The 20,726-nt window shown below is 70.6% G+C and carries 23 protein-coding genes and 1 pseudogene; 21 read left to right on the top strand and 3 right to left on the bottom strand.

The window, feature by feature from the left end; translation table 11 throughout:
- Nucleotides 1-47 precede the first annotated feature (47 nt).
- The 13 genes and pseudogenes from G7071_RS02790 (at nucleotide 48) to G7071_RS02735 (ending at nucleotide 9,721) form a co-directional block, all read left to right on the top strand.
- The gene (locus G7071_RS02790; RefSeq protein WP_166314651.1) at nucleotides 48-998 is read left to right on the top strand and encodes a Ppx/GppA family phosphatase; all 951 of its coding nucleotides are present in this window, start codon (nucleotides 48-50) and stop codon (nucleotides 996-998) included.
- Nucleotides 995-1,783 (top strand): sugar phosphate isomerase/epimerase family protein, encoded by a 789-nt coding sequence (locus tag G7071_RS02785; RefSeq protein WP_246210329.1) that lies wholly within the window; start codon nucleotides 995-997, stop codon nucleotides 1,781-1,783. Before G7071_RS02790 ends, G7071_RS02785 begins: the two co-directional genes overlap by 4 nt.
- On the top strand, nucleotides 1,783-2,379 hold the full coding sequence (locus tag G7071_RS02780; protein ID WP_166314648.1) for a TetR/AcrR family transcriptional regulator: 597 nt from the start codon (nucleotides 1,783-1,785) through the stop codon (nucleotides 2,377-2,379). Before G7071_RS02785 ends, G7071_RS02780 begins: the two co-directional genes overlap by 1 nt.
- Before the next feature lie 42 nt (nucleotides 2,380-2,421).
- Complete coding sequence (locus tag G7071_RS02775) at nucleotides 2,422-3,129, top strand: ABC transporter ATP-binding protein (RefSeq protein ID WP_166314645.1); 708 nt, start codon at nucleotides 2,422-2,424, stop codon at nucleotides 3,127-3,129.
- Nucleotides 3,126-3,863, top strand: coding sequence for an ABC transporter permease (locus tag G7071_RS02770; RefSeq protein WP_166314642.1), 738 nt, complete (start codon nucleotides 3,126-3,128; stop codon nucleotides 3,861-3,863). The genes G7071_RS02775 and G7071_RS02770 overlap by 4 nt, the downstream gene beginning before the upstream one ends.
- Nucleotides 3,864-3,898: 35 nt before the next feature.
- Entirely contained in the window at nucleotides 3,899-4,834 is a 936-nt protein-coding gene (locus tag G7071_RS02765; RefSeq protein ID WP_215727631.1) for a proline dehydrogenase family protein, read from the top strand.
- A 6-nt stretch (nucleotides 4,835-4,840) separates the two neighbouring features.
- Nucleotides 4,841-5,668, top strand: a complete 828-nt coding sequence (proC, locus tag G7071_RS02760) for a pyrroline-5-carboxylate reductase (protein WP_166314639.1) — start codon at nucleotides 4,841-4,843, stop codon at nucleotides 5,666-5,668.
- A 1-nt stretch (nucleotide 5,669) separates the two neighbouring features.
- Nucleotides 5,670-6,506, top strand: a pseudogene (locus G7071_RS02755) (acetoin utilization protein AcuC); the annotation flags it as partial.
- Nucleotides 6,507-6,547: 41 nt separating this feature from the next.
- Entirely contained in the window at nucleotides 6,548-6,847 is a 300-nt protein-coding gene (locus tag G7071_RS19795) for a hypothetical protein (protein WP_343043575.1), read from the top strand.
- Nucleotides 6,848-7,005: 158 nt separating this feature from the next.
- Nucleotides 7,006-7,212: a helix-turn-helix domain-containing protein gene (locus G7071_RS02750; protein WP_166314637.1), complete on the top strand. Its 207-nt coding sequence runs from the start codon at nucleotides 7,006-7,008 to the stop codon at nucleotides 7,210-7,212.
- Nucleotides 7,213-7,355: 143 nt separating this feature from the next.
- On the top strand, nucleotides 7,356-7,457 hold the full coding sequence (locus G7071_RS02745) for a 30S ribosomal protein bS22 (protein ID WP_008356322.1): 102 nt from the start codon (nucleotides 7,356-7,358) through the stop codon (nucleotides 7,455-7,457).
- A 58-nt stretch (nucleotides 7,458-7,515) separates the two neighbouring features.
- Nucleotides 7,516-8,484, top strand: a complete 969-nt coding sequence (locus G7071_RS02740) for an NAD-dependent epimerase/dehydratase family protein (protein WP_166320893.1) — start codon at nucleotides 7,516-7,518, stop codon at nucleotides 8,482-8,484.
- Nucleotides 8,477-9,721 (top strand): lysophospholipid acyltransferase family protein, encoded by a 1,245-nt coding sequence (locus G7071_RS02735; RefSeq protein ID WP_166314635.1) that lies wholly within the window; start codon nucleotides 8,477-8,479, stop codon nucleotides 9,719-9,721. The genes G7071_RS02740 and G7071_RS02735 overlap by 8 nt, the downstream gene beginning before the upstream one ends.
- A 65-nt stretch (nucleotides 9,722-9,786) precedes the next feature.
- On the opposite strand, the gene G7071_RS02730 is transcribed toward G7071_RS02735, so the two are convergent.
- The 3 genes from G7071_RS02730 to G7071_RS02720 form a co-directional block, all read right to left on the bottom strand.
- On the bottom strand, nucleotides 9,787-11,046 hold the full coding sequence (locus G7071_RS02730) for a DUF5667 domain-containing protein (protein ID WP_166314633.1): 1,260 nt from the start codon (nucleotides 11,044-11,046) through the stop codon (nucleotides 9,787-9,789).
- A 145-nt stretch (nucleotides 11,047-11,191) separates the two neighbouring features.
- Nucleotides 11,192-11,974, bottom strand: a complete 783-nt coding sequence (locus tag G7071_RS02725) for a sigma-70 family RNA polymerase sigma factor (protein WP_166314631.1) — start codon at nucleotides 11,972-11,974, stop codon at nucleotides 11,192-11,194.
- 109 nt (nucleotides 11,975-12,083) lie between these two features.
- The gene (locus G7071_RS02720) at nucleotides 12,084-12,962 is read right to left on the bottom strand and encodes an HAD family hydrolase (protein ID WP_425489410.1); all 879 of its coding nucleotides are present in this window, start codon (nucleotides 12,960-12,962) and stop codon (nucleotides 12,084-12,086) included.
- Between the two features lie 62 nt (nucleotides 12,963-13,024).
- Here G7071_RS02720 and G7071_RS18950 point away from each other — a divergent pair, with 62 nt between their 5' ends.
- From G7071_RS18950 to hemB, 8 genes are all read left to right on the top strand, one after another.
- On the top strand, nucleotides 13,025-13,201 hold the full coding sequence (locus G7071_RS18950; protein ID WP_246210674.1) for a hypothetical protein: 177 nt from the start codon (nucleotides 13,025-13,027) through the stop codon (nucleotides 13,199-13,201).
- Nucleotides 13,147-14,625: an AMP-binding protein gene (locus G7071_RS02715; RefSeq protein WP_246210608.1), complete on the top strand. Its 1,479-nt coding sequence runs from the start codon at nucleotides 13,147-13,149 to the stop codon at nucleotides 14,623-14,625. Before G7071_RS18950 ends, G7071_RS02715 begins: the two co-directional genes overlap by 55 nt.
- Nucleotides 14,622-14,873: a glutaredoxin family protein gene (locus tag G7071_RS02710; protein WP_166314627.1), complete on the top strand. Its 252-nt coding sequence runs from the start codon at nucleotides 14,622-14,624 to the stop codon at nucleotides 14,871-14,873. The genes G7071_RS02715 and G7071_RS02710 overlap by 4 nt, the downstream gene beginning before the upstream one ends.
- 169 nt (nucleotides 14,874-15,042) lie before the next feature.
- Nucleotides 15,043-15,735 carry a redox-sensing transcriptional repressor Rex gene (locus G7071_RS02705; RefSeq protein WP_166314625.1) on the top strand — a complete coding sequence of 231 codons (693 nt, stop codon included), beginning with the start codon at nucleotides 15,043-15,045 and terminating at the stop codon, nucleotides 15,733-15,735.
- Nucleotides 15,732-17,030 carry a glutamyl-tRNA reductase gene (locus G7071_RS02700; protein ID WP_166314623.1) on the top strand — a complete coding sequence of 433 codons (1,299 nt, stop codon included), beginning with the start codon at nucleotides 15,732-15,734 and terminating at the stop codon, nucleotides 17,028-17,030. The genes G7071_RS02705 and G7071_RS02700 overlap by 4 nt, the downstream gene beginning before the upstream one ends.
- Nucleotides 17,027-17,983, top strand: coding sequence for a hydroxymethylbilane synthase (gene hemC, locus G7071_RS02695; RefSeq protein WP_166314620.1), 957 nt, complete (start codon nucleotides 17,027-17,029; stop codon nucleotides 17,981-17,983). Before G7071_RS02700 ends, hemC begins: the two co-directional genes overlap by 4 nt.
- Nucleotides 17,980-19,626: a bifunctional uroporphyrinogen-III C-methyltransferase/uroporphyrinogen-III synthase gene (locus G7071_RS02690; RefSeq protein WP_166314617.1), complete on the top strand. Its 1,647-nt coding sequence runs from the start codon at nucleotides 17,980-17,982 to the stop codon at nucleotides 19,624-19,626. Before hemC ends, G7071_RS02690 begins: the two co-directional genes overlap by 4 nt.
- Complete coding sequence (gene hemB, locus G7071_RS02685) at nucleotides 19,623-20,627, top strand: porphobilinogen synthase (protein ID WP_166314614.1); 1,005 nt, start codon at nucleotides 19,623-19,625, stop codon at nucleotides 20,625-20,627. The genes G7071_RS02690 and hemB overlap by 4 nt, the downstream gene beginning before the upstream one ends.
- The last annotated feature ends 99 nt before the right edge of the window (nucleotides 20,628-20,726 follow it).

The raw sequence follows: 20,726 nt of genomic DNA, 5'->3' as shown, positions 1-20,726 counted from the left end.
CCTACGGCCGGGCGCCGGCGACAGGCACGTGCTTGTAGTTTGGGTCCATGCGCCTGGGCGTCCTGGACATCGGCTCGAACACCGGTCATCTGCTCGTGGTGGATGCCCACGGTGGTGCCGCGCCCCTGCCCGCCTTCTCGCACAAGCAGCCGCTCCGGCTCGCCGAGCACCTCGACCCCGGCGGCGCGGTGACACAGGCTGGCATCGACGCCCTGGCCGGCTTCTGCTCCTCCGCGGTCCAGGTGGCCGAGGACAAGGGCTGCGAGGAGATGATCGGCTTCGCCACCTCGGCCGTGCGGGACGCGGTCAACTCCCACGAGGTCCTCGCCCACGTCAGCCGGGTCTCGGGCGTCGACCTCGAGGTGCTCTCGGGTGAGGACGAGGCGCGGCTGACGTTCCTCGCCGTACGCCGATGGTTCGGCTGGTCCGCCGGCCGGCTGGTCGTCTTCGACATCGGTGGCGGTTCGCTCGAGATCGCCGGCGGACGAGACGAGGCGCCGGACGTCGCCTGGTCGCTGCCCCTCGGCGCCGCGCGGCTCGCCCGCACCTGGTTCGCGAACGGTCGGGCCGACGACGAGGCGATCCGGGCGATGCGCCGACAGATCCGCACCGACATCGCCCGCAACGCGGGCAACCTGCTCCGGCCGGGCTCGCCCGACCGCGCGGCCGCCACCTCCAAGACGTTCCGTTCGCTGGCCCGCATCTGCGGTGCCGCCCCCAGCGGCGAGGGCGCGCTCGTCCCGCGCACGCTCGAGCGCGCAGCGTTGAGCACCTGGATCCCCAAGCTGGCCTCGCTGTCTCCCGAGGAGCTCGCCGCCCTGCCCGGCGTCTCGCCCAGCCGCACCCACCAGATCGTCCCGGGGGCGCTCGTCGCGGAGGCCTGCATGGACATCTTCGACCTGCCGGCGCTGGAGATCTGCCCCTGGGCGCTGCGCGAGGGAGTCATCCTCGAGCGCATCGACCAGCTCTCCGTGCTGGGCGACGAGGTGAGCCAGTGACCCTGATCGCCCTCTCGACCGCTTCGACCTATCCGGAGTCGACCGCGCACGCCTTCGGCTATGCGGCGTCGGTCGGCTATGACGCCGTGGAGGTGATGGTCGGGATCGACTCGCTGTCGCAGCAGACGTCGGCGATCAAGCAGCTGAGCGACCACCACGACATGCCGGTGTGCGCGATCCACGCGCCCTGCCTGCTGTGGACCCAGCGCGTGTGGGGGTCGGACCCGTGGGTCAAGCTCGAGCGGTCCGCCGATCTGGCCCTCGCGGTGGGCGCCGACGTCGTCGTGGTCCACCCGCCGTTCCGGTGGCAGAAGGAATACGCCGCCGGCTTCGTCGACGGGATCGCTGCCCTCGAGGAGTCGACCGGCATCGCCTTCGCCGTGGAGAACATGTATCCCTGGCGGGCGTCCTCCCGTCGCGGCATGGAGATGTATCTCCCCAGCTGGGACCCCAGCGAGCACCCCTACGCCAACACCACCATCGACCTCTCCCACGCCGCCATCGCCCGATCGGACGTGATCGAGATGGCCGACCGGCTCGGCAGCCGGTTGCGCCACGTCCACCTCACCGACGGCAGCGGCTCCGCCAAGGACGAGCACCTCGTCCCCGGTCGGGGCGGCATGGGGGCCGGCGCCTTCCTGGCCCACCTCGCCGAGCAGGACTTCGAGGGGCACATCGTCCTCGAGATCAACACCCGCCGCTGCTCCACCCGCGAGGAGAGGGTCGGCGACCTGACCGAGTCGCTCGCCTTCGCGCGCGAGCACTTCGCCGTACGCACGGCCTGATGGCTGGTTCGCGGGGTCGTCGTCCGGGCGCCCCCGACACCCGTGCCGCCGTGCTCTCCGCGGCTCGCTCGGCCTTCGCGGCCAAGGGCTTCCGCGCCACGACGATCCGCGGAGTGGCCACGACGGCGGGCGTCGACCCAGCGCTGGTCCACCACTACTTCGGCACCAAGAGCGACCTCTTCCTGGCGGCGATGGAGCTGCCGGTCGACCCGCGGAGGGTGATCGGCGCCGTGGCCGACGGACCGGTCGAGTCGGCGGCCGAGCGCTTCCTGGGCGCGTTCCTCTCGGTCTGGGACGACCCCGCGGTGCAACCCGCGCTCCTGACGGTGGCCCGGAGCGTCCTCGAGCCGGGCGGCGACCGGCTGCTCTCGCAGGGCTTCCTGCCGGTGGTGGTGGAGCCCGTCGGTGAGCTGCTGGGCCTCGACCGGCCAACGCACCGGATGAACCTCGTCGCCAGCCAGGTGATGGGCCTGATCCTGATGCGCTACGTCCTCCGGGTCGAGCCGCTCGCCTCGATGCCCGGCGAGATGGTGGTCGCCACGTTCGCGCCCACCCTCCAGCGCTACCTCACGGGCGACCTGCCGCCTGACCACTGAGGGCCCTTGACCCCGGCACGGGACGGGAGCACAATTCAACACATGGTGAATAACGTGGTCGAGGTGCAGGACCTCACGGTCGTCCGTGGGGGACGCCCGGTGCTGGAGGCCCTCAGCTTCGGGATCGATGCGGGGGTGACCGGGCTCCTCGGTCCGAGCGGGTGCGGCAAGTCGACGTTGATGCGCTCGATCGTGGGGGTGCAGAAGATCCGGTCCGGCGGCGTCACGGTCCTCGACCGGCCGGCCGGCTCCAGACCTCTGCGCCACCGGGTCGGCTACGTCACCCAGGCCGCCAGCGTCTATGACGACCTGTCGGTCACCGAGAACCTGCGGTTCTTCGCCCGGGTGCTCGACGTCGACCCGGGCGCCGTCGTCGAGGTGATCGAGGCGGTGGACCTCGTCGACCAGAGCGACCTGGTGGTGGGCAACCTCAGTGGCGGGCAGCGGTCGCGGGTCAGTCTCGCGGTGGCCCTGCTCGCGCGTCCCGACGTCCTGGTGCTCGACGAGCCCACTGTCGGCCTCGACCCGGTCCTGCGCCGCGACCTCTGGGCGTTGTTCCACCGGTTGGCCGACGAGGGGCGCGTCGTCCTGGTCTCCAGCCACGTGATGGACGAGGCCGAGCGCTGCGACCGGCTGCTGCTGATGCGGGAGGGCCGGATCATCGCCAGCGGCACGCCCGAGGAGATCAGGGGCGACGCCCACGACATCGAGGCCGCGTTCCTCCGGATCGTCGAGGGGGGTCCCCGATGAGCCTTCGCATCGTCCTCGCGGTCGCGGGCCGGGTGCTGACCCAGGTCCGCCGCGACCACCGCACCCTGGTGATGCTGCTCCTGGTGCCCTGCCTGTTGATGAGCCTGCTGTGGTGGATGTTCACCGACCTCCCCGGCGACCTCTTCGACCGCTTCGGACCAGGCCTGCTGGCCCTCTTCCCGTTCATCGTGATGTTCCTCGTCACCAGCGTCACCACCCTGCGCGAGCGGAGCAGTGGCACCCTCGAGCGGCTGCTGTCGATGCCGATGGGCCGACTCGACTTCCTGCTGGGCTATGCGCTGGCCTTCGGCGCCCTCGCGGCGGTGCAGTCGGTCCTTGCCGTCGGGGTGAGCGTCGGGCTCCTCGGGCTCGACGTCAACGGCCCCGTCTGGCTGCTGGGCGTGGTCGCGGTCGCCGACGCAGTTCTCGGTACGGCGCTGGGGCTGTTCGTCAGCGCGTTCGCGGTCACCGAGTTCCAGGCCGTCCAGTTCATGCCGCTCGTCGTGCTCCCGCAGCTGCTGCTGTGCGGGCTGTTCGTCGACCGCGAGCTGATGCCCGACGTGCTCGAGGCGATCAGCTCGGTGCTGCCCCTGTCCTACGCCGTCGACGGCATGCAGGAGCTGGTGGGGGCGGCGGACCAAGCGGCCGTGTGGGCCGACGTCGGAGTCGTCGTCGGGTTCGCGGTCGCCGGCCTGGCGCTGGGAGCGGCGACCCTGCGTCGGCGTACACCCTGAATCCACGCCACGAGCGTCGGCGTAACGTGTGCGCCATGTCACTGCTGCGCCAGCCGATCCTGCTGCTTGCCAAGAGCGACAAGGTCAAGAACCTCGTCAGCACCATGCCCGTCTCGTCGGGGATCGTCACCAGCTATGTCCCGGGTGAGACCACCGGGTCGGCTGTCGACGCCTCGGCGGGCCTGATCGACGACGGGCTGCACGTCACCCTCGACTTCCTCGGCGAGGACACCCTCGACCGGGCGCAGGCCGACGCCACCGTGGCTGCCTACAAGGAGCTCCTGGCCGAGCTCGCGCGCCGGGGTCTCTCGGGCCGTGCCGAGGTCAGCGTCAAGCTCTCCGCAGTCGGGCAGGCCCTGCCCGACGAGGGGGAGAAGGTGGCGCTGGAGAACGCCCGCGAGATCTGCCGCGCAGCACGCAACGCGGGCACCACGGTCACCCTCGACATGGAGGACCACACGACCACAGACTCCACGCTCGAGATCCTCCGCAACCTGCGCAAGGACTTCCCCGAGACGGGGGCGGTCCTCCAGGCGATGCTTCACCGCACCGAGGCCGACTGTCGTTCACTGGCCTACGAGGGCTCGCGGGTGCGCCTGTGCAAGGGCGCCTACCACGAGCCCGAGTCGGTCGCCTTCCAGGACAAGGTCGACATCGACAAGTCCTATGTCCGCTGCCTCAAGGTGCTGCTCGCGGGCCAGGGCTATCCGATGATCGCCAGCCACGACCCGCGGATGATCCAGATCGCCTCGGCCCTCGCCAGTCGTCACGGCCGCAACCACGGCACCTACGAGTTCCAGATGCTCTACGGCATCCGGCCCGAGGAGCAGCGGCGCCTCGCCGAGGCCGGCGAGACGGTGCGCGTCTACATCCCCTACGGCCAGGAGTGGTACGGCTACCTCATGAGACGTCTGGCCGAGCGCCCGCAGAACCTGACATTCTTCCTGCGCTCGCTCGTCTCCAAGAAGTAGGTGCCCATGACTGCTGGTGGGTCCGCAACCACGCCCCGGACCGCCATCATCGGCGCCGGGGTGATGGGGGAGATGTTGTTGTCCGGCCTGGTCCGCGCTGGTCGCCGGGTCGACCTGCTGCTCGTCGGTGAGAAGCGACCGGAGCGGGCGCACGAGCTCGAGGAGCGCTACGGCGTCGCGGTCGTCTCCAACCTCGAGGCAGCGGAGCAGGCCGACACCGTCGCGCTCGTGGTCAAGCCCCAGGACATGGCCGCGGTGCTCGCCGAGATCTCGCCGGTGCTGCGCCCCGGCCAGCTCCTGGTGAGCCTGGCCGCCGGCATCACGACCGCCTTCATCGAGGACCGGGTGCCCGAGGGCGTCGCGGTCGTCCGGGTCATGCCCAACACCCCGGCCCTCGTCGACGAGGGGATGGCAGCGATCTCGCCCGGATCACACTGCGACGAGGAGCACCTCGCCGAGGCCGAGGCGTTGCTCGCCTCCACCGGCCGGGTGGTGCGGGTGCCGGAGAAGCAGCAGGACGCGGTCACCGCGATCAGCGGGTCGGGTCCTGCCTACATCTTCTTCGTCGTCGAGTCGATGATCGAGGCCGGAGTCCATCTCGGGCTGCCCCGTGCCACCGCAAGCGAGCTGGTCATCCAGACCCTGGTCGGCTCGGCCAAGATGCTGCGCGAGACCGGCACCCACCCGGTCGTCCTGCGTGAGCAGGTCACCTCACCCGGTGGCACGACCGCATCTGCCCTGCGCGAGCTGGAGGTCCACAAGGTGCGTGCCGCGTTCCTCGCTGCGATGGAAGCCGCGCGCGACCGCTCGCGGGAGCTGGCCGAGGGTTCCTGACATGGAGTGCTCCGGACCGTCCTCAGTCGTCTTCGACCCCTCTCTGACCGAATACAACTTCGGCCCGTCCCACCCCATGTCCCCGATCCGGGTCGACCTGACGATGCGCCTGGCCGAGCAGCTCGGGGTCCTGGACCGGCTGAAGGTCGTCCCCGCGCCCGTCGCCGACGACGACACGATCGCCACCGTGCACACCCGCGAGCTGATCGCGGCCGTGACCCGGATGGGCGAGGAGGGCGGAGAGGACCCGGCCCACGGCCTGGGCAGCGACGACAACCCGGTCTTCCCCGGCATGCACCACGCCGCGGCCCACGTCGTCGGCGCCAGCGTCGAGGCGTTCAGGCAGGTCCTGAGTGGCGAGTCGTTGCACAGCGCCAACATCACGGGCGGGCTGCACCATGCGATGGCCGACCGTTCGAGCGGCTTCTGCATCTACAACGACATCGCCGTCGGCATCCAGAGCCTGCTCGACCAGGGCGTCGAACGGGTCGCCTATGTCGACATCGACGTCCACCACGGCGACGGCGTGGAGAAGATCTTCTACGACGACCCACGCGTGCTGACCATCTCGTTGCACGAGACCGGCCAGATGCTCTTCCCCGGCACAGGCTTTCCCCACGATGTCGGCGGGCCCGACGCGCAAGGGTCGGCGGTCAACGTGGCACTGCCTCCCGGCACCGCCGACGGCGGTTGGCTGCGCGCCTTCCACGCCGTGGTGCCGCCCCTGCTCCGTGCCTTCGAACCGGAGATCCTGGTGACGCAGCACGGCTGCGACTCCCACATGGAGGACCCGCTCGCCCACCTGATGCTCAGCGTCGACGGTCAGCGCGCGGCCTACCTCGCTCTCCACGAGCTGGCGCACGAGGTCTGCGACGGCAAGTGGGTGGTCACCGGGGAGGCGGCTATGCAGTCGTCGACGTCGTGCCGCGCGCGTGGACCCACCTGCTGGCCATCGTCGGCGGCCAGCCCCTGGCGGCCACCACAGAGACCCCCGCCGCCTGGCGCGCCCACGTGCTCGAGGCCATGGGTCAGACAGCGCCGTACCGCCTCAGTGACGGTCGCAACCCGGCGTTTCGTGACTGGTCCGCGGGCTACGACCCGGCGACCTGGCTGGACCGCGCGATCATGGCCACGCGCACCGAGGTCTTCCCGTTCCACGGCCTCGATCCGCAGCCGTGACGACCGAGATGCAACCCGACACGCCGATGTCTCACAAGTTTCTCTAGTAACACTCTTCCCCAAGGGTCACATTGGCCCTATTCTCCACCGAAGAGCGCCAACGAATTCGTGTCATCGGTGGGGAAGCCGGTGCCGTTGCGCGAAAGGTTGGTCCAGCCATGACCCCCAGCAACCCCGGTGACATGTCCGACGTCACCTTCCTGACCATCGCCGAGGTGGCAGCCAAGATGCGCGTGTCGAAGATGACCGTCTATCGGCTTGTCCACGGCGGCGACCTCGCTGCGGTGCGCGTGGGCCGTTCCTTCCGGGTGACCGAGGACGAGGTCAACGACTACCTGCGCAAGAGCTTCTACAACGCAGGCTGAGACCTGCCCGCTCCTCGACCGGCGCGGACACCGATTCTCGTCGCTCTCTGCTGCCCAGTAGGCTGTGCGGGTCGCGCGGGCACCTGCCCGTGCGCCGTGCGCGCACCAGGTGCGTGCGCGCAGGTTCATGAAAGGTTTCCTTCGTGGGTTCAGTCATCAAGAAGCGGCGCAAGCGCATGGCCAAGAAGAAGCACCGCAAGTTGCTCAAGAAGACGCGCGTCCAGCGTCGCAAGCTCGGCAAGTAGCGTTCCCAGGGGGCACTTCGATGGGACGGGTCGTGCTGGTCACCGGGGTCTCCCGGGCATCGGGCGCCGCTTCGCGCGCCTGGCCGCGAGCGACCCGGCCATCGACCGCGTCATCGGCGTGGACGTGGTGCCGCCCCGTGGTGACATCGGCGACGTCTCGTTCGTCCGGGCCGACATCCGGACCCCAGTCATCGCGAAGGTCCTGGCCAAGGAGGACGTCGACACCGTCGTCCACATGAGCGTCATCGCGACCCCCGGCTCGGCCGGGGGTCGGAACACGATGAAGGAGCTCAACGTCATGGGCACCCTCCAGCTGCTCGCGGCCTGCCAGAAGTCGCCGACGATCAGGCAGCTCGTGGTGAAGTCGACGACCACGATGTATGGCGCCAGCTCGCGCGATCCCGCCATGTTCACCGAGGACATGGGACCCAAGCGGCTGCCCAGCGCGGGCTATGCCAAGGACGTCTTCGAGATCGAGGGCTACGTCCGCGGCTTCGCGCGCCGGCGCCCCGACGTCGTCGTGACCACGATCCGGGCTGCCAACGTGATCGGCCCGCACGTCGAGAGCCCGATCACCAGCTACTTCCGCCTGCCGGTCATCCCGCGTGTGTTCGGGTTCGATCCGCGACTGCAGTTCCTCCACGAGGACGACCTCCTCGACGGGCTCAAGCACGCAGTGCTGGCCGACGTCGCAGGCACCTTCAACGTCGCCGGTGACGGGATCCTGATGCTCTCGCAGGCCATCCGACGGCTCAACAAGCCAGCCGTCTCCATGCCCGCCTTCGCCGTCGGTCGGCTCGGGTCGACCCTGCGCCAGGCGCGGGTCGCCGACTTCTCTCCCGAACAGCTCAGCTTCCTGACCTTCGGGCGCGGCGTCGACACCACGCGAATGCGCACCGAGCTCGGCTTCGAGCCGCGTTTCACCACCGCCGAGGCCTTCGCAGACTTCGGGGTCTCCCTGGGGGTGCCGGTGCCGGTGCAGACCGCCTCCCGCCCGGCCGCGACGAGGGGACAGCTGCATGTCTGACGCCGAGATCATCCCCATCGGCACCAGTGGTCGCCCGGGTCGCGGGAGCGGTCGCGAGCGGCCGTCGGCTGCCGCGCGTGGGCTCGCCGGCGGCCCCACGCCCAGTTCGAGCCCCAGGGCTCGTGGCGCGAAGGCCCCCACCGCCAAGGCATCCCCCGTGAAGGCTCCCGTCGTGAAGCGGCCCGCCGCGAAGACCACCGTCGCGAAGAAGCCCACGGCGAAGAAGACATCGGCCAAGCAGTCGCCCCCCACCGCTCAGCCGCCGTCGGTCGACCAGTCCCAGGCGGCCTCCTTCGCGTCCGCGCGGCCAGCGGCGACCACCCAGGAGCGTCACCCGTTGGGCGGGGTGCCCGTTGCAGACCTGCTCTCGGCGTTCCAGACCGCCGCCGTCGAGGTCTTCGGCGAGCAGTGGGAGCGGCGGCTGGCCGAGATGTTGGCCTTCATGCGCCGTCGCCTGAGCGGCGAATACGTCGTGGACGAATACGGCTTCGACACCGAGCTGACCCAGCGCTTCCTGATGGCCGCGCTGCGCCCGATCGCCCAGAAGTGGTTCCGGGTGGAGGTGCGTGGGGCCGAGAACATTCCGGCGACCGGCGGTGCGCTGGTGGTCTCCAACCACTCGGGCACCATCCCCGTCGACGGCCTGATGTCGATGGTGAGCATCCACGACGAGACGGGTCGCTTCCTGCGCCCCCTGGGTGCTGACCTCGTCTTCAAGATGCCGGTGGTGAGCGCGCTCGCCCGCAAGAGCGGCGCCACGCTGGCGTGCAGCGAGGACGCCGAGCGGATGCTGAGCGGAGGTGAGCTGGTCGGGGTGTGGCCGGAGGGCTTCAAGGGCATCGGCAAGCCGTTCAGCGAGCGCTACAAGCTTCAGCGCTTCGGCCGAGGAGGATTCGTCTCAGCCGCGCTGCGCACCGGTGTCCCGATCATCCCGCTGTCGGTGGTGGGCGCGGAGGAGATCTATCCCCTCGTCGGCAACATCCCGTCGCTGGCGCGCCTGCTGGGGATGCCATACATCCCGATCACGCCGTTCTTCCCGCTGCTCGGTCCGCTCGGTCTCGTTCCCCTGCCGTCCAAGTGGCTGCTGGAGTTCGGTGAGCCGATCCGCACCGATGCCTACGACGCCCACGAGGCCGAGGACCCGATGCTGGTCTTCGATGTCACCGACCAGGTCCGCGAGACGATCCAGCAGACGCTGTTCAGCCTGCTCCGGGAGCGCGACAGCGTCTTCGGCTGAGACGCCCTGGCGCCGGTCGAGCTCACGTTCTGAGCGGTGACTCCCGCACGGGCGCCGCAGGGGCGTCAGGGTGTCGTCGGAAGCGCTTCGGTCGTGTCGTCCAGGGTGTCCTGCACCCCGTCGACGGTGTCGTCGACGATGCCACCGGGACCGACCAGCTCGCCCACGGGCTGTTCCGCCCCGGGCACCACGGACGTGGCGCTGTCGAGGTCGCCGGTCAGCAGCTTGGTCACGCTGTTGACGGGAGTCCGGACATCCAGCTTCTGGCCGGACCCGGGCGTGCCCGAGGGGCCCTGGGAACCGGTCGGGGCCTGGTCGGAGGGCTGTCCGCCGGTCGCGTTGGGAACGGTCAGGTCGGGGACCACGATGCCTTCGACGTCGATGCCGGAGATCGGCTCGGGGGACGAACCTGAGCCCTGGGTGCCGTCACCGCGCGCGCCCTGCGTCAGTCGACGGTCCTGGCTGGCGGCGATGAGGACGCTCTCCACCCCGGCGATCGGGCCAGCGCTGGTCAGCAGGCTGCTGGGCACCGAGACAGAACCCTCGCCACAGGTGGCACACACCTCCTGAGCCCGCTGGTAGATGCCGGCGAGGACCTGAGCGGCTGCCACGAGGTCGTCGTGGGCGCTGACTGGCAGGGTCGACTCGAGCTCGGCGAGGCTCTCGATGCTGCCACTGACGAAGGTGCGGAGCTCGGTGACGAGGTCGGCATCACCGGACTCCTCGTAGGCCGCGAAGATCGACGCCGACGCGTCCTGTGCCTGCTGGGTGAAGGTGTCGAGGGTCGGCGCGACGGCGCTGACACTGGCGGGGTCGCTGCGGCGGGCGAGGTCGTCCAGCTCGGCCAGACGCCCTTCGGCGTTGGCCAGCATCGCGCGCCCCTTGGCCGAGTCGCCCTGGGCGAAGCCGGTCTCGATCTCCTCGAGTGCTCGCTTGACGGGATACAGGGACTCGCCCGGCAGTGCTGTCTGGGCGGCGAGCGCCATCGAGCTCGTCGCACCCACCAGTGCGGCGCCACCGAGGACGGCGGCGAGGCGGCGGTCGCGCTTGTTGGCGCGGACCGGCAGCAGCAGGCGCTGCTCCTCGGAGGTCAGCGGTCGGGTCGCCTGGGGGAGCAGGGCGGTATCGGCCTCGATCATCAGCCGGGTGCGCAGGGACGAGACGAACTCTGGCCGCGGAGATATCTCGGGGATCGACCGCAGGTCGCGCACCACGGCGAGCAGGTCGGCGAAGCGCTCGGCGTCGCGGTCGGTGAGCGCAGCGGGATCGCGCGAGATCATCGCGTCGAACTCCGCTGCACGGCGTGCGGTCAAGGGCCCTGTCATCGCATTCTTCCTTGCATCTGCTGGCCAGTGGGGACGGCCTGTGGGTGCCCCTCCACTGAGCCAAACGACTCGCAGGCGAGGGAAGTTACGGCGCTGCAACCCTCGACTTGGCGACGTGGGTCACGCCCTCGGCAGACGGGCCGGCTCATTCGCGCAACCCCTCGGGCATGAGCTTGGCCAGGTTGCGGACCCCGCGGAGCTGGAGCTGCTTGACGGCCCCGTCGGAGCGGCCCAGGGCCAACGCCGTCTCGGCGATGCTCAGGCCCTGCAGGAACCGCATGATCAGGCACTCGCGCTGCTCGTTGGGCAGCTTGGTCAGCGCGGACAGCAGGACCTCGTTGGTCAGTCCCGCGAGGACCTCCGCCTCCGGTCCCTCGGTCGCGTCGTCGTGGAGGCTCATGTCCTCGGTCGTCATCTCCAGGCGGGTGCGGCCCGCCTTGAAGTGGTCGGTGGTGAGGTTGCGGGCGATCGTCATCAACCAGGCCCCGAAGTCGCGGCCCTGCCAGCGGAAGTTGTTCATGCTGCGCAGCGCGCGGAAGAACGTGTCAGAGGTGAGGTCCTCGGCCAGCGTCGCCGACCTGGTGCGGTAGTAGAGGAAGCGGTAGACCGCGGGCTGGTAGTGGTCGTAGAGCAGCCCGAAGGCCTCCTTGTCGCCGGCACGGGCGAGCTCGACCAGCGCGATCAGCCGGGACCGCTCCGCTTCGTCCTCCTCCGAGGACGTGGCTTGGTCGGCGTCGCCGTAGTCGCCGCTGCCGGACCCGGTCTCGCCCGCGTCGGTCGGTGCGGAGGTGGCGGTGGACCCGAGGCCGACGTGGCTCGAGGAGCCGGGGTTGGCCAGGGCGAAGAGCGGTGCCCAGTCGGGCACCAGCGCACACGCCACGGCGCGCCGCAGCGCGTCGAGCCCAGCTGACGCGGGTCCAACCCACATTTTTCGACCAGCCCCTCCCAGCGGCCAGCAATCGACCGGTTCCCCAGAGTAGGCCGATGCGGTGGAGTTGAGAACCAAATGGACAGGATCCATCACCCCCAGGAGGGGGTCAGTGACGGCGTCGTACGGCGGCGCCGGCGGCGACCGCGCCACTGATGGCGCCGGCTGCAGCGGCTGCGGCGAGTCCCGCCCGCGCGGCCTTGCGACCTGTGCGGTAGTCGCGGATCCGCCAGCCCTGGGCCTTGGCGTGCGCCCTCAGGGTCGCGTCAGGATTGATCGCGACCGGGTCGCCGACCATCGAGAGCATCGGCAGGTCGTTGGCGGAGTCGGAGTATGCCGAGCAGCCGCCCAGGTCGAGCCCTTCGCGAGCGGCCAGTGCCTTGACCGCCTCGGCCTTGGCCGGCCCATGGAGCAGCTCTCCGACCAATCGTCCGGTGTAGACGCCGTCCTCGTGCTCGGCGACGGTGCCCATCGCGCCGGTGAGACCCAGACGCCGGGCGATGATGGAGGCGACCTCGATCGGCGCGGCCGTGACCAGCCAGACGCGTTGTCCCTGGTCGAGGTGCAGCTGCGCCAGGGCCCGGGTGCCCGGCCAGATGCGGTGGGCCATGGCCTCGTCGAAGATCTCCTCGACGATCTCCTCGAGCTCGGTCACCGTGTGACCCGCGATGAAGCTGAGCGCCGAGTTGCGGGCGTCGGCGACGTGCTCGGGGTCCTCGACGCCGACGATGCGGAAGTAGGTCTGCTTCCACGCAGCCCCCAGCAGCTCGCGGGTGCTGAAGAAGTGACGGCGGTGCAGACCTCGAGCCAGGTGGAAGATGCTGGCGCCCTGCATGATCGTGTTGTCGACGTCGAAGAAGGCAGCCGTCCGCGAGTCGACGGGCATGTTGAGCGCGGTCTCGACCTCCGCGGCGGCCGCGGCGGCCTCTCCGGCCATCGTCGATCGTTGCTGCAGGTCGAGGCGGCGATGGCGGTCCGGCGGCGTCACGTCGGCCAGCGTAGTCCCCAGAAGCCCGGTGGATGGGGGAGTGTGTGTGGAAGTATCGGCCCATGCAGCTCACGGATCTCGCCGACCTGGTGAGGATCGCCGCCGACGAGTCCGCCGACAGGCTCGCCCTGGTCGAGTCCGGGGGCGGGGCCGCACCTGGGCCGAGCTCGAGGACGAGGTCGCCCTGCTCGCCAGCGGGCTCAGCGGGCTCGGCATCGTCGCCGGTCACCGGGTCATGATCGCCGTGGGCAACAGGCTCGAGTTCGTGACCACCTATCTCGGTGTGCTGCGAGCGCAGGTGGTGGCCGTCCCGGTCAACCCGCGCTCCAGCGTCGACGAGCTCGCGCGGATGATGGCCGACTCCGGCACCCGCGTGGTCGTCAGCGACCCCGCCACGCTCCCGGCCGTGCGTGAGGCCTGCGCCCAGCTCCGAGCTGCCCTGGACGGGCAGCCGAGCGAGCTCGACCCCGACCTGCTCAGCCGCGCGCACCGGCCGCGGATCGTGGTGGTCGACGAGACGCCTGCCCCAGACGAGGTGGCGTTCGCCGACCTCATGGCTGGGCCGGCACGCGCCATACCGCCGCTGCCCGACCCGGAGAAGCTCGCCGCGCTCCTCTACACCAGCGGCACGTCCGGACGCCCCCGCGCCGCGATGCTGACCCACCGGGCCCTGCTGGCCAACCTCGAGCAGGTCGGCGCCGTCGAGCCGCCGATGATCCACGGCGACGACGTCGTCCTCGGGGTCCTTCCGCTCTTCCACGTCTATGGCCTCAACGCCGTCCTGGGCGCGGTCATCAAGCACCGCGCGAAGCTCCTGCTGGTCGAGCACTGGGACCCGATCGGCGTGCTCGACCTGATCGAGGACGAGGCATGCAGCGTCCTGCCGATCGCTCCTCCCGTCTTCGCCCACTGGCGTGGCGTCGAAGAGCTCGCCGACAGGTTGGGCCCGGTACGGCTCGTGCTCTCCGGCTCGGCGCCCCTCTCCTCGGAGGTGATCGAGGAGTTCACCGGCCTGACCGGCATCCCCGTGCACCAGGGCTACGGCCTGACCGAGGCGTCCCCGGTGGTGACGAGCACCCTGTGCAGCCAGCACCTGCAGAACGGGTCGGTCGGTGCGGCGCTGCCAGGGATCGACCTGAGGCTGGTCGACGAGACGGGAGACCCGGTGCCGGGGGAGGATCCCGGACAGATCCAGGTCAGGGGCGCCAACCTGTTCAGCGGCTACTGGCCAGAGGGCACGGACGGCCCGTCCGCCGAGGGCTGGTGGTCGACCGGCGACGTGGGCATCCTCGATGCGACGGGCGACCTCTTCCTGGTCGACCGGGTCAAGGAGCTGATCATCGTCAGCGGCTTCAACGTCTATCCCTCCGAGGTGGAGGACGTCCTTCGCGAGGTCCCCGGAGTTCGCAGTGCCGCGGTGATCGGGGTTGCCGACGAGCTGACGGGGGAAGCAGTCGTCGCCTACATCGTGGCTTCGGGCTCGTCGCCGACCGCTGGCCTGGCGGAGGCAGCGGATGCTCACGCCGCGAGCCGGCTGGCGCGCTTCAAGCGACCGACCCGGATCGAGGTCGTCGAGGAGCTCCCGCACACACCGACCGGCAAGGTCCAGAAGGGACGCCTGCGAGGCATGGAGCGGCGCCGCGCGCTGGGACTGCTCGAATGAGCACCCCCGTGACCGCTCGGGTCACGATGTACGGCCGCGCGGGCTGTCACCTGTGCGACGAGGCGCGCGCACTCATCGAGGAAGTGTGCCTCGAGCTCGGCGAGACCTTCACCGAGGTGGACGTCGACGCCGACCCCGAGCTCCGCGACCGCTTCGGCGACGAGGTGCCGGTGACATTCGTCGACGGCCGCCAGCACGACTTCTGGCGCGTGGACCCACAACGCCTACGCTCCGCGCTGCGCGGCTGACCAGCCCGGTGCGCTCCCACCCCGGTCGGGGTGGGTCACGTCACATGTGCTAGTCGACAGTTCGGCTGAGTTTGTTCTCGCGTTCACAAACTCCTACAGTGATCGCGCGCCCTCGACGTCAGCCGGGTTTATCCGACCCGGACTCGAGACTGGCCGGAAAGTAGACGCGGTGACTGCACGGACGTCCAACGACAGTGCCCGGGACATCCCCGAGGCGACCGTCGCACGGCTGCCCGTCTATCTCCGGGCCCTGATGACCCTGGCCGAGCGGGAGATCGAGACCTGCTCGTCGGAGGAGCTGGCCAGCGCGGCGGGAGTCAACTCCGCCAAGCTCCGCAAGGATCTCTCCCACCTCGGCAGCTATGGCACCCGAGGCGTCGGCTACGACGTGGAATACCTGCGCTACCAGATCGCCCGCGAGATCGGCCTGACCCAGGACTGGCCGGTCGTCATCGTCGGCATCGGCAACCTCGGCCACGCCCTGGCCAACTACTCCGGATTCCGCAGCCGTGGCTTCCGGGTGGTCGCGCTACTCGACGCCGATCCGGGCCGGCACGACGAGATGGTCGCGGGCATCGACGTACGCCCCTTCGACGACCTCGAGTCGATCGTCGCCGAGAACGACGTGGCCATCGGTGTCATCGCGACTCCCGCCAACGCTGCCCAGGACGTCGCCGACCGGATGGTCGCTGCCGGCATCACCAGCGTCCTCAACTTCGCACCCACGGTGCTCTCGGTGCCCGAAGGTGTCGACGTGCGCAAGGTCGACCTGTCGATCGAGCTGCAGATCCTCGCCTACCACGTCCAGCGCAAGGCCGCGGCCGCGCTGGTCGAGGCCGACGTCGAGGAGGACTCGGCATGAGCGTCCTCGTCGTGGGGGTCTCCCACAAGACGGCACCGGTGGCACTCCTCGAGCGGCTGGCCCTGGACCCGGACGGTGTCAGCAAGCTGATCACCGACGTGAGCAGCAGCGCCCACGTCACCGAGGCGACGGTCATCGCGACCTGCAACCGGCTCGAGATCTATGCCGACGTCGACCGTTTCCACGGCAGCGTCGAGGAGGTCTCCCGGCTGCTCGTGGACCGGGCCGGCGACTCGACGGACGCCCTCGTGCCTCACCTCTACGTCCACTACGACGACGGTGCGGTCTCCCACCTGTTCAGCGTCGCCTCCGGGCTCGACTCGATGGTGGTGGGCGAGGGGCAGATCCTCGGCCAGACCCGCGAGGCGCTGCGCCTGGGTCAGGAGCTCGGCACTGTCGGGTCGGCGCTCAACGTCTTGTTCCAGCAGGCGCTGCGGGTCGGGAAGCGCTCGCGCGCCGAGACCGACATCGACCGCGCCGCCCCGTCACTGGTGGGCGCGGCCCTCGACCGGATCCCCGACGTCGTCGGCGGCCGGCGGGTCGTGGTCGTCGGGGCCGGAGCGATGGCCTCGCTGGCCGTGGCGACCGTGTCGAGGCGGGGCGCTGCCGACATCGCCGTGGTCAACCGGACGAGCGGCAACGCGGAACGGCTTGCGAGTGAATATGCCGCGCGGTCGCTTCCGCTCCCGGCCCTGGCACAGGCGATCCGGCAGGCTGACATCGTCATCTCGTGCACCGGCGCGGCCGGTGTCCTGATCACGCGTGAGGCTCTCGCGCAGGCACGGGTCGGGGTGGAGTCGCCGCTCGCAGTGATCGACCTCGCCCTGCCCCACGACGTCGAACCCGATGTCGCCACGCTGCCGGGCGTCACCCTCGTGGGGCTCGCCTCGCTCGCCGAGGACCTCCGTGGCAGCGACGCCGCCCGCGGGGTCGAGGGCGTGCGCGACATCGTGGCGCAGGAGATCAGCGCGTTCCTCGCTGCTCGACGACAGGCCAGCGTCACCCCGACCGTGGTCGCCCTCCGGTCGATGGCCACCTCGGTCGTGGACGCCGAGATGGAGCGGCTCGCGACCCGGCTGCCCGACCTCGACGAGGGGACCCGCAGCGAGGTGCTGCAGACGGTTCGCCGGGTGGCCGACAAGCTGCTCCACGAGCCGACCGTGCGCGTGAAGGAGCTCGCCAACGAGGCCGGGGCCGTCTCCTATGCCGCCGCCCTCGCCGAGCTGTTCGCGCTCGATCCCGAGGCCGTCGACGCCGTCACACGTGCCGCAGTGGCAGAGGAGGGACGCTCATGACCCCGGTCCTGCGCCTGGGCACCAGGCGCTCCGCCCTCGCCACCACCCAGTCCGGGCATGTCGCCGATTTGATTCGCGCCCGGTTGGGGCGTGAGGTGGAGCTTGTGGAGATCACCACCGAGGGCGACATCAGCAGCGCACCTCTCGCCAGCCTGGGCGGGACGGGTGTGTTCGTGAGCGCGCTGCGCGACGCCCTCAAGCGCGGTGACGTCGACGTCGCCGTCCACTCCCTCAAGGACATTCCCACCCAGCCCGAGGCCGGCATCGCGCTGGCCGCCATCCCGACCCGCGAGGACCCGCGCGACGCCGTGGTCGCTCGCGACGGCCTGACCCTCGGCGAGCTGCCGGTCGGCAGCCGGATCGGCACCGGTTCGCCGCGCCGGGTCGCCCAGCTCGAGGCCCTCGGGCTCGGCCTCGACGTCGTCGGCATCCGCGGCAACGTCGACACCCGGATCCGCAAGGTCGCCAGCGGTGACTATGACGCTGTCCTCCTGGCCCGCGCGGGCCTCGCCCGGCTGGGGCGGGTCGACGAGATCACCGAGACGCTCGACCCGCTGCAGATGCTCCCCGCCCCGGGGCAGGGTGCGCTGGCGATCGAGTGCCGCGCCGAGGACGAGGCCCTCGTGGCCGACCTCGCGCAGCTGGACGACCCCCGGACCCGGGCCGCCGTGACCGCCGAGCGGGCCGTGCTGGCCACGCTCGAAGCCGGCTGCTCTGCCCCGCTGGGAGCGCTGGCCGAGGTCGTCGAGGGTGACGACGGCGACGAGCTCTGGATCCGGGCGGTGGCCATGTCTGCGGACGGTGGTCTCTCGGTCCGGATGAGCACGACCGGGTCGCCCACGGACGCCGCCGAGACCGGCAACCGCCTCGCGAGCGACATGCTCGCCGAAGGCGCCGCAAGCCTGATGAACAGCACAGGGATGGAAGCACCAGTGAGGAAGCAGCAGCGATGACGCGAGCACAGAGCGCCAAGTCCGAGTCGGACAAGCCCAAGGACGCCCGTCCGGTCAGGGGATGGGTGTCGTTCGTCGGCAGCGGCCCCGGCGACCCGGGGCTGATGACGATGCGCGCAGCGGAGCTGCTGCGCGATGCCGAGGTCATCGTGACCGAGGCTCCCGAGCACGCCGCCCTCGTGCGTGCCCTCATCCCGCTGACCGAGGACGGTCCGATCCTCGTCGACGGTGGTTTCGGTGAGGACGGCCAGCCGCTGACCCACGCTGCCCGCGCGCGGGTCGTGGTCAAGCACGGCAAGAAGAACCGCGTGGTCCGGCTGATGACGGGCGACCCGTTCCTCTATGCCTCCGGCCCCGAGGAGGCGCAGGCGTGCGTCAAGGCCGGCGTCGGCTTCGAGATCGTGCCGGGCGTCTCGTCGGTCTCGGCCGTGCCGGCGTATGCCGGGATCCCCCTGACGACCAAGGACCACCGCGAGGTGGCCGTGGTCACCTGCGGCAGCAAGGTCGACTGGACGCAGTATGCCGACGACCGCACCCTCGTGCTGCTCTCTGGCGTCGGCACCATCGGCGAGACGGCGGCTGCGCTGATCGCCGCCGGCCGCTCCGCTGACACCCCGGTCGCGATGACCCGGGTCGGCACCACCACCGAGCAGTCCACGGTCACCTCGACCCTGGCCGACATCGCCGCCGACGCCCGCGCTGCCCGCATCGCGCCCCCGGCCATCACCGTCATCGGCAAGGTCGTCGACCTGCGCCAGACGCTGTCGTGGTTCGAGACCAAGCCGCTGTTCGGCTGGCGGGTGCTGGTGCCCCGCACCAAGGAGCAGGCGGGCTCGCTCTCGCGTCGCGTGCGCGAATACGGCGCCGTTCCCGAGGAGGTCCCGACCATCTCGGTCGAGCCGCCCCGCAACCCCCTGCAGATGGACAAGGCCGTTCGCGGGCTGGTGGAGGGTCGCTATGAGTGGATCGCCTTCACCTCCGTCAACGCGGTCAAGGCCGTGCGGGAGAAGTTCGAGGAGTACGGTCTCGACGCCCGCGCGTTCTCCGGCCTCAAGATCGCTGCGGTCGGCGACAAGACCGCCGAGGCCATCGCGGCGTGGGGCCTGCGGGCCGACCTGGTGCCCTCGGGCGAGCAGTCGGCTGCCGGCCTGCTGGCCGACTGGCCGCCGTACGACGAGGTGCTCGACCCGATCAACCGGGTCTTCCTGCCGCGAGCCGACATCGCCACCGAGAACCTGGTGGCGGGGCTGGTCGACCTCGGCTGGGAGTGCGACGACGTGACGGCCTACCGCACCGTGCGGGCGACGCCGCCGCCGGCGGAGACGCGCGACGCCATCAAGGCAGGCAAGTTCGACGCCGTCGTCTTCACGTCCTCCTCGACGGTGCGCAACCTCGTCGGCATCGCCGGCAAGCCCCACCCGTCCACGATCATCGCGGTGATCGGGCCGGCGACGGCCAAGACCGCCGAGGAGCACGGACTGCGCGTGGACGTGCTGGCCCCCGTGCCCGACGTCGAGGTCCTGGTCGACGCCCTGGCCGACTTCGGCGCCAGCCGTCGCCTCGACCTGATCGCCGCGGGCGAGCCGGTCACCAAGCCGAGCGAGCGCAAGCCGACCGCACGCCGCAAGGCGCGCGCCAAGTGACGGCGGGGGGTGAGTCGCCCGAGGTCGTCGGTCCCCTGATCCGACCGCGTCGGCTGCGGCGCACCCCTGCGCTCCGGCGCCTCGTGAGCGAGACGACCGTGCGGCCCAGCCAGCTCGTCCTGCCCGTCTTCGTGCGCGAGGGCATCGAGGAGCCGGTGCCGATCTCCTCGATGCCGGGCGTGGTGCAGCACAGCCGCGACTCGCTCCGCGAGGCGGTCGCCGAAGCCGCCGCCCTCGGGCTGGGTGGGGTGATGCTCTTCGGCATACCTACCACCAAGGACGCCGTGGGCAGCGGCGCCAGCGACCCCGGCGGCGTCCTCAACCTCGCGATCAACGACGTGGTCGCCGAAGTGGGTGACGCGCTGACGGTGATGAGCGACCTGTGCCTCGACGAGTTCACCGACCACGGCCACTGCGGACTGTTGACGCCCGACGGCGAGGTCGACAACGACAAGACTCTCGTCGCGTATGCCGAGATGGCGCGCGCCCAGGCCGAGGCGGGCGTCGACATGGTCGGCCCCAGCGGGATGATGGACGGCCAGGTGGCGGCAGTCCGCAAGGCCCTGGACGCGGCCGAGCACTCGGACGTCTCGATCCTGGCCTACTCCGCGAAATATGCTTCCGCCTTCTTCGGCCCCTTCCGCGAGGCGGTCGACTCATCGCTCGAAGGTGACCGGCTGACCTATCAGCAGGACCCGGGCAACGCCCGGGAAGGCGTCCGCGAGGCGCTGCTGGACGTCGCCGAGGGCGCGGACATCGTCATGGTCAAGCCGGCGCTGGCCTACCTCGACGTGGTCCGCCAGGTCCGCGACGCCGTCGACGTGCCGGTCGCGGCCTACAACATCTCGGGCGAATACGCGATGGTCGAGGCGGCTGCCGCCAACGGCTGGATCGATCGCGACGCTGCGGTGCTCGAGACGCTGACCTCGATCCGCCGCGCCGGAGCCGACGTGATCCTCACCTACTGGGCAGCTGACGCAGCCCGGCTGCTCACCCGCTGATCGCGAGTCGGCGCTGGTGACACGGCCAGTCGGCGCTGGTGACACGGCGAGTCGGCGCAAACCGCGCAGCGAGTCGGCGCTGGTGACACGGCGAGTCGG

Source organism: Nocardioides piscis (assembly GCF_011300215.1).
In the GTDB taxonomy this organism is placed as follows: Bacteria; Actinomycetota; Actinomycetes; order Propionibacteriales; family Nocardioidaceae; genus Nocardioides; species Nocardioides piscis.
Note: the sequence above shows the minus strand (reverse complement) of the source record. Positions and strands in the feature narration are given on the sequence as shown.